The sequence below is a fragment of the Actinomadura litoris genome (assembly GCF_009733595.1).
Classification (GTDB): domain Bacteria; phylum Actinomycetota; class Actinomycetes; order Streptosporangiales; family Streptosporangiaceae; genus Spirillospora; species Spirillospora litoris.
The window spans coordinates 85,526-97,602 of the sequence record NZ_WOFH01000014.1 but is presented as its reverse complement, the minus strand read 5'-3'; the positions used below and the strand labels follow the sequence as shown (position 1 = coordinate 97,602).

Genomic DNA, 12,077 nt, shown 5'->3' with positions numbered 1-12,077 from the left:
GTATGAGGACTCTCACTCCCCCCGCCCGCCCTCCAGGTGCGCGAGCAGCCCGGCGACCGTCGGCGCGGACATCAGCGCCGCGACCTTCAGCCCCGCGCACCCGGGCTCCCGCCTGATCCGCCGCACCAGCCTCATGGCGAGCAGCGAGTGCCCGCCGAGGTCGAAGAAGTCGTCGTCGGGCCCGGCCTCGGGAACGCCCAGCTCCTCGGCGAAGATCCGGCACAGCGCCGCCTCCAGGTCGCCGCCGGACGCGGCTGCGCGGGACACCCCGGAACGCGGCGCGGAGACGCGTTCGGCGGTCACGGCGCGCGCGGCCCCGGCGGAGGGCAGCGCGGCGACCGGCACGCCCGGGTCGGCGGCGGCGGCCTCCAGCACCGCGACGAGCCCGGCGGCCAGCGCGGCGACCGTGCCGGCGTCGAACAGGTCGGCGGAGTAGTCGACGAGCAGGCGCAGGTCGCCGGACGCCGCGTCCTCGCGGAAGATGAAATCGAGGTCGAACTTCGCGGCGCCCGGCCCGAACAGCGCCTCGCGCTGCTCCAGGCCGGGGAAGACGACGTCGCCGGCGCCCTGGTTCTCGTAGCCGACCATCACCTGGAACAGCGGGTTACGGCCGGGCACCCGGCGCGGGCGCAGCGCCTCGACCAGCGCCTCGAACGGCAGGTCCTGGTGGGCGAGGCCCTCCAGCGCGCTCTCGCGGACGCGGCCGAGCAGCTCGGCGAAGGTCGGCGCGCCGGACACGTCGGCGCGCAGCACGATCGTGTTGACGAAGAACCCGACGAGCCCGCCGGCGGCCTCCTCGGTCCGTCCGGCGACGGGGCTGCCGAGCGGGATGTCCTCGCCCGCTCCCGTGCGGTGCAGCAGCGCGGCGACGGCCGCCTGGCACAGCATGAACATGCTGGCGCCCGCGTCGCGGGCGACCCCGCGCAGCCGCGCGGTGAGGCCGGGCGGCAGCACGGCCGCGTGGGTGGCGCCGTGCTGGCCGACCGTCCCGGGGCGGGGCCGGTCGACCGGCAGCGGGATCTCCTCGGGGATCCCGGCGAGCGCGCGCGCCCAGTGGCCGAGCTGGCGGGCGTGGACGCTGCCCGGGTCGAGCGGGTCGCCGAGCAGCTCCCGCTGCCACAGCGCGTGGTCGGCGTACTGGACGGGCGGCGGCGCGAGATCGGGCGCCCTCCCCTCCAGCCGGGCGGCGTAGGCGGCGGCGACGTCGCGGGCGAACGGCCCGAACGACCACTCGTCGAACGCGATGTGGTGGAAGACCGCGAGGAGCAGGTGCTCGCGGTCGCCCTCGGGGAACACCGCGACGCGCAGCGGCGGGTCGGCGGCGAGGTCGAACGGCCGCGCGATGAACTCCTCCGGCGTGCCCGCCGCGACCTCCAGGACGGGGCGCGCCTCCTCCGGCGGCAGGATCCGCTGGTAAGGCACGCCGTCGTGCTCGGCGAAGACCGTGCGGAGGCTCTCGTGCCGGGCCGTGACGTCGGCGAGCGCGGCCTCCAGCGCGGCGCGGTGCAGGTCGCCGCGCAGCCGCACCGCGAGCGGCAGGTGGTAGGCGCCGCGCGGCCCGTCGTCCTCGCGCAGGAGCTGGTCGAGCAGCCAGAGGCGGCGCTGCGCGAACGACAGCGGGACCTGTTCGGGGCGCTCGCGCGGCGCGAGCACGGGGCGCGGCGCGGTGCTCTCTCCCGCGCGGTCGTGCAGGCGTGCCGCCAGCTCGGCGACCGTGGGCGCCTCGAACAGGTCGCGGATCGACAGCTCGGCGCCGAGCACGGCGCGGGCCCGCCCGACGAGCCGGGTGGCGAGCAGCGAGTGGCCGCCGAGGTCGAAGAAGCCGTCGTCGATCCCGGCGCCGGGCGCGTCCAGCACCTCGGCGAACAGCGTGCACAGCAGCCGCTCGACGGGCGTGCGGGGGGGCCGCCCCTCGCGGCGCGGGCCGTCCCGGCCGGGGGCGGGCAGCGCGCGCCGGTCGAGCTTGCCGTTGACGGTCAGCGGCAGCGCGTCCAGCGTCATGACCGCGCTCGGCACCATGTAGCCGGGCAGCCGCGCCTTCAGCGCCTCCCGGACCCGCGCCGCCAGCGTGCCGTGGTCGCGGGCCGCGACCGGGTCGTTGGCGTAGGACGCGGGCGGGCGGCCCGGGTCCGCGACCGGGCTCGCGGCGCCGCCGCCGAAGACCGCGTCGTACCGGCCGATCCGGTCGGACGGGGTGAGCACCACGCCCGGGTCGAGTTCGTGGAGGGTCTCGGGTTCGACTCCGTCCGGCGGGGCGGCGAGGATCGCGCGCGCCTCGTCCGGGGACGCGCCGCCGCGCAGCGCCTCCAGCGCGGCGACCTCGCCCGACAGCCGGGGGTCGGGGATCCCGCGGACCCTGAGCGGGCCGGGCGGACGGTGGCGCAGGTCGTCCAGGCCGGTCCACTCGACGGCGGGCGTGTCCGGCGCGGGCGGCGCCGACCTCCACAGCACGACGTCGTAGCGGTGCCTGGTCAGCTCGTTGTGGCGCGTTCCGCGCTTGGTGAGGACGTCCACCCGGGCGGGCCCCTCCAGGGCGGTGAAGAACGCCGGGTCGAGCAGCAGCTCCTTCTCCATCCGGACGGCCCGGTCGACCGCCGCGAGGTCGCCGCCGCCGCGTCCGAGCTGGATCGCGGCGTGCAGGCAGTGGACCGAGCGCAGGTCGCGGACGTCGCCGAGGAACAGCGCGCCGCCCGGCGCGAGCAGCTCCAGCGCCTTCGCGACCACGTCCTCCAGGTAGCCGGGGCCGGGGAAGTACTGCGCGACCGAGTTGACCACGACGGTGTCGAAGTGGCCGCGCGGCAGGCCGCCGGTGTCGTGCGCGGGCTGCGCGCTGAGCCGGACGGGCGAGTCCGGGCCGAGGTCGCGGCGCAGCTTGCCGATGACCGGCTCGGAGAAGTCGGTGCCCCAGTACTCCTCGGCCTCGGGCGCGATCCGGGTCAGGATCAGCCCGGCGCCGACGCCGATCTCCAGCACGCGGCCGGGGCCGCGCTCCGGGTGCAGCGCGCGGATGCGCTCGACGGTCGTCTCCCGCCATTCGCGCATGTCGTCGAGCGGGATGGGGGCGCCGTCGTAGCTGCTGTCCCAGCCCGCGAACTCCTCGGTGTGCACGACGGTGCCGATCTCGGTGTACTCGGCGTCGTAGATCTGCCGCCACTCGGCGAGCTGCTCCCCCGCCGCGCCCTCGCGCGCCCCGTCCGGGACGACGTAGCCGACCAGCCGCTTCACGCCCGCGACCTCGGTGTCGACGGCGACGACCGCCGCCTGTCCCACCCCGGGCTCGGCCGCGAGCGCGCTCTCGACCTCCTCCAGCTCGACGCGGTAGCCGCGGATCTTCACCTGGTCGTCGGTGCGGCCGAGGAAGTCGATGTTGCCGTCCGCGCGGACGCGGACGAGGTCGCCCGTCCGGTACATGCGGCCGCCCGCCGGTTCCGGCGCGAACGGGTCGGCGACGAACCGCTCGGCGGTCAGGCCCGGACGGCCGAGGTAGCCGCGCGCGAGCCCGTCCCCCGCGATGTACAGCTCGCCGGGCGCGCCCGGCGGGACGGGGCGCAGCCAGCCGTCCAGGACGTAGCCGCGCGTGTTCCAGATCGGCTTGCCGACCGTCGGGGTGGCGCTGTCGGCGGTGCCGCCGCCGAGCGTGTTGATCGTGTACTCGGTCGGTCCGTACAGGTTGTAGCCGAGGACGCCGTCGGCGCGCGCGAGCCGGTCCCACACCGACGCGGGCACGGCCTCGCCGCCGAGCAGCACCAGCGGGGGCCGGTGCCCGCCGTCCAGCAGGCCCTCGTCGAGGAGCTGCTGGGCGTAGGTCGGCGTGACGTTGATGACGTCGACCTCGTGGCGGCGCAGGTAGGCGGTCAGCGCCTCGGCGTCGCGGCGCAGGTCCTCGTCGCAGACGTGCACCTCGTGGCCCTCGATCAGCCACAGCAGCTCCTCCCACGACATGTCGAAGGAGAACGAGACGGTGTGGGCGATGCGCAGCCCGCGCCCGGCGGCCGCCACGACCGGGTCGAAGATGTTCGCGCGGTGGTTGAACTGCATGTTCGTCAGCCCGCGGTACGGCGTCACCACGCCCTTGGGCCGCCCCGTCGAGCCGGAGGTGTAGATGACGTAGGCGGGGTGGTCGAGGCGTCCCGGAGTGCCGGGCGCGAACCCGTTCGGCTCGTCGGGTGCGAGGTCCCCGCCGGGCAGCTCGGCGAGGGCCCGCGCGGTCTCCGGGTCGTCCAGCGCGATCGTGGCGCCGGAGTGGGCGAGGCCCGCCGCGATGTCGCGGTGCGAGACCAGGCAGACGGGCGCGGCGTCGGCGAGCATGAAGTCGAGCCGGTCGGCCGGGTAGTCGAGTTCGAGCGGCAGGTAGGCGGCACCGGTCCGCAGCACGGCGAACAGCGCCACGACCATCCGCGCGGAACGGGGCAGCGCCAGCGCCACGACCCGCTCGGGCCCGGCGCCGTGCGCGATCAGCAGCCGCGCGAGCCGGTTGACCTCGGCGTTCAGCTCCCCGTAGGTGAGCCGGACGTCCGGCTGCGACACCAGCGCGAGCGCGTCCGGGCGCTCGGCCGCGCGCTCGGCGAGCAGCTCGGCCACGGTCAGCTCGGGGACGGCGTGCCGCGCCTCGTCCCAGTCGCGCCGCAGCCGGTCGTGCTCGGCCGGGACGAGCAGGTCGAGGCCGTGGCACGGCGTCTCCGGCGCCTCGGCGAGCGTCTCCAGCACGCGGACGTACCGGTCGGTGACCCGCTCGGCCTCGGCCGCGGTGAACGCGTCGCCCCGGTACATGACGCGGAGCCCGGCCCCCGGCTCGACGACCACCGTGAGCGGGTAGTGGGTGGCGTCGCGGACCTCCCGGCCGAGGACGCGCAGGTCCCCGCCGGGGCCGAAGCCGCGCCCGGTCGGCATGCCGGGGAAGTTCTGGAAGACGAACAGCGTGTCGAACAGGGTGCCGAGGCCGGTCGCGCGCTGCACGTCGGCGAGCGCGACGTGCGCGTGGTCGAACAGCTCGGACCGGGCCGCCTGGACGCGCTCCAGCACGGCCGACGCCGGGTCGGCGGGCCCGGCCTGCACCCGCACGGGGATGGTGTTGAACAGCAGCCCGACCATGGACTCGACGCCGTCCACGTCGGGGTGGCGGCCCGACACCGAGGCGCCGAACACCACGTCGTCGCGTCCGGTCAGGCCCATCAGGACCAGGCCCCACGCCGTCTCGAACAGCGTGCCGGGCGTGACGCCGCGCTCGCGGGCGACCGCGTCGAGCCGTCCGGCGAGCCCGGCGGGCAGCACGCGGCGCGTCTCCCCGGCGGCGGCGAGGTCGGCGGGCGCCCCGGCGAGGGCGGGACGGACCAGCGCGGGCTCGTCGAAGCCGGCGAGCGCCCGCCGCCAGGCGTCCACGGCGGCGTCGCGGTCGCGGCCGTTCACCCAGTCCAGGAACGCGCGGAACGGCGCGACGGGGCGGGCCGCCTCGGCGGCGGCGTCGGTGTAGCCCTCCAGCAGCGAGGTGACCAGCAGGCCGCCCGACCAGCCGTCCAGCAGGATCAGCTCGGAGGTCAGGACGAGGCGGTGGTCGTCCGCGCCGACCCTCGCCAGCGCGAAGCGCAGCAGCGGCGGCGCGCCCGGGTCGAACGGCTCGGCCCGCTGGGCGTCGGCGAACGCGTCGAGCCCGTCCCGGGCGACCTCGGCGTAGGTCCAGGGCACCTCGAAGGAGTCGGGGACGAACTGGACGGCGCGGTCGCCGTCGGTCCGGAACCCGGCGCGCAGGTTGGGGTACTTCTCCAGGACGGCGCGCGCCGCGTCCCGCATCCGCTCGGGGTCGACGGGCCCCGACAGCGTCACCACGGCCTGCTGCACGTAGATGTCGCGCCCCTCGCCCGCGAGCATCAGGTGGAACAGGAGCCCTTCCTGGAGCGGGGAGAGGGGCAGCTCACCGGTCGCGTCCTCCGGAGCCGGGGCGAGGGCCGGGGGCGGCGGCGCGGCGGCGCGGGCGAGGGCCTCGACCGTCCGCAGCCGGAACACGTCGCGGACGGTGAAGGCCACCCCGGCGCGGCGGGCGCGGGCGACCAGCAGCGCGGCGCTGATGCTGTCGCCGCCCGCGCGGAAGAAGTCGTCGTCGGCGCCCACGTCGGGACGTTCCAGGACGGCGGCGGCGAGCCGCGCGAGGACGCGCTCGGTCTCGGTGGCGGGCGGGCGCCCGGCGGCGGGACGCCCCGGGTCGGGCAGGGCGCGCCGGTCGGTCTTGCCGCTCGGGGTGAGCGGCAGCTCGTCCAGGACCACCAGGTCGGCCGGGACGAGGTGGCCGGGGAGCGTCGCGCGCAGCCCGTCCAGCAGCTCCTCGGGGTCGGCGTCGCCGACGACGTAGCCGACCAGGCGCGAGCCGTGCGCGGTGACGGCGGCGCGGCGGACGCCGGGCCGCGCGGCGAGCGCGGCCTCGACCTCGCCCGGCTCGATCCGGAACCCGCGCAGCTTGATCTGGTCGTCGGCGCGGCCGAGGAAGCGCAGGGTCCCGTCGGGGAGCCGCCGGACACGGTCGCCGGTGCGGTAGAGGCGGGAGCCGGGCGGGCCGAACGGGTCCGCGACGAAGCGCTCGGCGGTGCGGGCGGGGTCGGCGAGGTAGCCGCGCGCGAGGCCGTCGCCCGCGAGGTACAGCTCCCCGACGGGGACCTCGCGGAGCGCCGCGTCCAGGACGTGGGCGCGGGTGTTGGCGATGGGGGCCAGGCCCCCGCCGCCGGGCGGGGCGGCGAGGCTGTCGCCCGCCGCCTCCGAGCATCCGTACAGGTCCACGACCCGGCCGGGGACGCGGGCGGCGAGCGCGGGCGGCAGCGCCTCGCCGCTGCTGATCCAGGTGGTGACGGACGCGGGCGCCCCGTTCTCGGCGAGCGCGGCCAGCAGGCTCGGCACGAGCGTGACCGTCGCGGCGCCGTGCCGCTCGACGAACCCGGCGAGCGCGACCGCGTCGGTCGCGGTGGCGTCGTCGGCGACGGCGACGGTGTCCCCGGCGACCAGGCCGCCGAGCAGCTCGGTGGTGCCGTCGATGAACGCGGGCGAGCTCTTGGCGACGCGGACGCCCGGCGCGGCCAGGCCGGTGCCCCAGGCGAGCCGGTTGGCCAGCGCGCGCTGGGTGCCCGCGACGGCCTTCGGCGTCCCGGTCGAGCCGGAGGTGAACACGACGTAGGCGAGGTGGCCGGGCAGGATCGCGGGGCGGACGCGGCGCGGCGCGTCCCGGGGCGGCTCGTCCCGCCCGAGCACGAGCAGCGGGCGGACCGCCGCCAGCATCGCCTCGATCCGGGCGGGCGGGTAGGCCAGGTCGAGCGGCAGGTAGGCGGCGCCGGTCTTGAGCACGGCGAGCAGCGCCACCGCGAACGCGTCCGAGCGCGGCAGGGCGATCGCGACGACCCGCTCCGGGCCCGCCCCGGCGGCGGCGAGCCGGTCGGCGAGGGCCTCGGCGCGGGCGTCCAGCTCGGCGTAGGTGAGGGTGGTGCCGCCGAAGACGAGGGCCGTCGCGTCCGGGGTGCGGGCGGCCTGCGCCTCGACGAGCGCGGCGGCGGTCGCGGCGGGGAGCTCGCGGGCGGTGTCGGGGTGCGCGACGGGGGCGCCGAGCGACGACAGCCTCCGCCCGGGGTCCGCCGTGACCTGCTCCAGCAGCGTGGTCAGGCCGTCCAGCAGGCCCTCGACCGTGCCCCGGTCGAACAGGTCCTCCGCGTAGGCGGCGAAGCCCTCGACCTCGTCGCCGCCCTCGGCGAAGTACAGGTCGAGGTCGAACTTCACGCCGCCGGTCTCGGGCAGGAACGGCTCGGCGCGCACGCCCGGCAGCGCGAGCCGCACGTCCTCCAGCCGCTGGTGGACGACCATCACCTGGAACAGCGGGCCGCGGGCCAGCGACCGCTCGGGCGCCAGCCGCTCCACCACCCGCCCGAACGGCACGTCGGCGTGGGAGAACGCGGCGAGGTCGGCGGCGCGCACCCGCTCCAGCAGCTCGGCGAACGTCGGGTCGCCCGACAGGTCGGCGCGCAGCACGAGCGGGTTGACGAACACGCCGACCAGGCCGGACAGGTCCTCGTCGGCGCGCCCGGCGATCGGCGAGCCCAGCGCGATGTCCTCGCCCGCGCCCGACCGCTGGAGCAGCGCCGCGACGGCCGCGTGCAGGACCATGAACACGCTGGTCCCGGTGTCGCGGGCCAGCCCGCGCGCCCCGGCGGCGGGCAGCCGGAACGGCACGAGCCCGCCCCGGTGGCTCGCCTCGGCCGGGCGCGGCCGGTCGACCGGCAGGACCGTCTCGCCGGGCAGCCCCGCGAGGGCGTCCTCCCAGTAGGCGAGCTGGTCCCCGGTGCCGGCGCCGCGCTGCCAGGCCGCGTAGTCGGCGTACTGGACGGGCAGCGGCTCCCACCCGGGCGCGCGGCCCTCGCGGCGGGCGGCGTAGGCGCGGGCGAGGTCGGCGAGCAGCGGCGTGAACGACCACTCGTCGGCGGCGGCGTGGTGCAGCAGCAGGACCAGCGACCACTCCTCGTCCCCGGCGCGGATCAGCGTGGCCCGGACGGGCAGGTCGGCGCCGATGTCGAAGACGTGGGACGCCGCCTCGCGCTCCCGCCGGGCCGCGTCCCCGCCGCGCGCGTCGACGACGGTGAAGGGGGCGGGGGTGTCGGCGGCGAGGATCCGCTGGACGGGCAGCCCGTCGGGCCCCTCCACCAGCAGCGTGCGCAGCGCCTCGTGCCGCGCGACGACGTCGCCGAACGCCGCGCGCAGGGCCGCCGCGTCCACCGGCCCGGTCAGGCGCAGGCCGAGCGGCAGCGCGTAGGAGGGGGACGGGCCGCGCAGCCGCTCCTCCAGCCACAGGCCCCGCTGCGCCGCCGAGGCGGGGACGTCGCCCTCCGGCCGTTCGACGTCGCGCACGCGCGAGCCGCCGCCCGCGACCAGCCTCGGCGCGAGCAGGGCGACCGTGGGCGCCTCGAAGACGTCGGCGATCGACAGCGTCGCGCCGAGCGCGGCGCGGGCCTTCGCCGCGACGCGGGTGGCCAGCAGCGAGTGCCCGCCGAGGGCGAAGAAGTCGTCGTCGACGCCGACCCGGTCGCGGCCGAGCAGCTCGGCGAAGATCGCGCACAGCGCGGCCTCGCGGGCGTCGCGGGGCGCGCGGCCCTCCGGCCCGGCGGCGGCCGCGTCCTCGGGGGCGGGCAGCGCGGCGCGGTCGAGCTTGCCGTTCACCGTCCTGGGCAGCGCGTCCAGCGGGACGAGCGCGGACGGCACCATGTACTCGGGCAGCGCCGCGGCGAGCGCGCCGCGCAGGTCGCCCGGCTCCCCCTCCGGCACGTAGTAGCCGACGAGCCTCGGCTCGCCCGGCCGGTCCTCGCGGACCACGACCGCCGCCCGCGCGACGCCCGGCAGCGCCGCGAGCACCGCCTGGGCCTCCGCCGGCTCGATCCGGAACCCCCGGATCTTCACCTGGTCGTCGGTGCGGCCGAGGTGGTCGAGGGTCCCGTCCCGGTTCCACCGCGCGAGGTCGCCGGTCCGGTACATCCGGGCTCCGGGCGGCCCGGCCGGGTCGGCGACGAACCGCTCCGACGTGAGGCCGGGCCGCCCGGCGTAACCCCGGGCGAGCTGCGAACCCGCCAGGTACAGCTCGCCCGGGACGCCCGGGGGGACGGGGCGGAGCGCCGCGTCCAGCACGTGGGCGCGGGTGTTCCAGAACGGCCGCCCGATGCCCGCGGCGGGCAGGTCGGCGGCGGTCGCCCAGACCGTCGCCTCGGTCGGCCCGTACATGTTCGTCGCGTGCGCGGCCCGCTCCAGCGTCCCCGCGAGTTCCGCCGGGAGCGCCTCGCCGCCCACCAGCACCCGCAGCCCCGTGAACGCCTCCGGGGCGAGGGTGCCGAGCAGCGACGGCGTGCCCTGCACGATCGTCGCGTCCTTCAGCAGCGCCGTCAACGCGTTCGGGTCGCGGACCGCGTCGCGGGACGCGAGCACGACGGTCGCCCCCGCCAGCAGCGGCCCGTACAGCTCCAGCGCGGCGATGTCGAACGCGATCGTCGTGACCGCGACGAGCCGGTCGGCGGGGGTGAGGCCGAGCCGGTCGCGGGTGGTCAGCAGGAAGTTCGCGAGCGCGCCGTGCGGGACCGCCACGCCCTTCGGGCGACCGGTCGAGCCCGAGGTGTAGATGACGTAGGCGAGGTCGTCGGCGTGTACCGGCGTGGACGGTTCCGGGTCGTCCGGAACCTCGTCGAGGACGAGGGTCTCCGTGCCGTCCGGGAGCAGCCCGAGGGTCTCGGGGGTGACGAGGGCGCAGCGGGGGCGCGCGTCGCCCAGCATGTAGGCGAGGCGGTCCCTCGGGTGGTCCAGGTCGAGCGGGAGGTAGGCGGCGCCCGCCTTCAGCACGCCGAGCAGCGCGACGAGCAGGTCGGGCGTGCGCGGCAGGGCCAGCGCGACGACGGTGTCGCGGCCCGCGCCGCGTCCGCGCAGCGCGGCGGCCAGCGCGGACGAGCGCCGGTCCAGCTCCGCGTAGGTGAGCGGGCCCGCCTCCGACTCGACGGCCGTCAGGTGCGGCGTCCGCGCGGCCTGCTCCTCGAACAGCGCGACCACGGTCGTGTCGGGCGCGTCCCGCCGCGTGGCGTTGGCCGCCTCGACGAGCGCGCGCTCGTCCGGGCCCATCAGCTCCAGCGCGCCGATCGGGCGGTCGGGGTCCGCCAGCGCGGCGGCGAGCAGCGTCTCCAGGTGGCCGAGCAGCGCGTCGATCCGGTCGTCGTCGAACAGCTCGCGCCGGAACGTCGCCTCGACCGTCATGCCCTCGGCCCGGACGAACGCCTCCAGCGACAGGTCGAAGTGCGTCGTGCCGTTGTGGACGTGCGTCCAGCTCGACGTGACGCCGGGCAGGTCCAGCTCGCCGATCTCCTGGGCGAGGAACAGCAGCATCGTGTCGAAGAACGCCGCCCGGCCCCGCCCGCGCGCGGGGCGCAGCTCCCGCACGATGCGGTCGTAGGGCAGCGTCTGGTGCGCGAAGCCCTCGGCGCACGTCCGGCCGGCGCGGCGCAGCGCCTCGCGGAACGTCGGCGCGCCGGACAGGTCGGTCCGCAGCACCAGCGTGTTGCCGAAGTTGCCGACGAGCCGCTCGGTCCCGGCGTGCTCCCGGTTCATCACCGCCGACCCGACCGCCACGTCCTCGGCTCCGGTGTAGCGGTGCAGCAGGACGGCGTAGGCGGCGAGCATCACCGTGTACGGGGTGAGATTCTCCTCCGCCGCGAGCCGCCGCATGCCCGCGGTGACCGCGTCGCCGAACCGGCGCGCGCGGCGCCCGCCCCGCTCGGACGCGGCGGCGCCGCGCGGCCGGTCGGCGGGCAGGTCCAGCGGCGCGGGCGGCGGGTCGAGCCGCTCGCGCCAGTAGGCCAGGTCGTCCTCGCTCTCGGGGCGCTCCTGCTCCCACGCGGCGAAGTCGGCGTACTGGACGTCCAGCGCGGGCAGGCCGTCCGGCCCGCCCGCCACCGCCGCCCGGTACAGCGCGGACAGGTCGCGCGACAGCGAGCCCCACGTCATGCCGTCCCAGGCGATGTGGTGCACGACGAGGACCAGCGCGTGCTCGTCCTCGCCGAGCCGCAGCAGCTCCAGCCGGACCGGCCGGTCGCGGCGCAGGTCGAACGGCAGCGCCGCCAGCTCGGCCGCGCGCGCGTCGGCGTCCGCGCACGGGATCGGGGCGAGGTCGAGCGCGTCGTCGCCGCCGACGATCTGCACCGGGCCGGAGTCATCCTCGGCATAGGTGGTGCGGAGGATCGCGTGCCGCCGGATCAGGCCGCGCAGGGCCGCGCGCAGCGCGGCGGCGTCGAGCGGGCCCGACATCCGGACGAGCAGGCAGACGTTGTAGGCGGGGCTCGCCGGGAACGCCCGGTGGTGCAGCCACATGCTCTGCTGCGCGTGCGAGAGCGGCGCGGGGCCGTCCGATCCCCGGGGGGCGAGCCGGGTGGAGTCGGAGCCGAGCCCGGCCTCCGCCATCATCCGCCGCATCAGTTCGCGCCGCCGTACCGCCGTCGTCTGATCCCGCACGCTCAACTCTTTCGTTGTCGGGTTCACCACCGCGGGTTAGGTTAGCCTTGCCTATAAAAATCCTGCAAGGTTAGCCT

1 protein-coding gene is annotated in these 12,077 nt (G+C 77.2%); it reads right to left on the bottom strand.

The window, feature by feature from the left end:
* Positions 1-12 precede the first annotated feature (12 nt).
* The gene (locus GNZ18_RS32715) at positions 13-12,000 is read right to left on the bottom strand and encodes a non-ribosomal peptide synthetase (RefSeq protein WP_156220507.1); all 11,988 of its coding nucleotides are present in this window, start codon (positions 11,998-12,000) and stop codon (positions 13-15) included.
* Between the last annotated feature and the right edge of the window lie 77 nt (positions 12,001-12,077).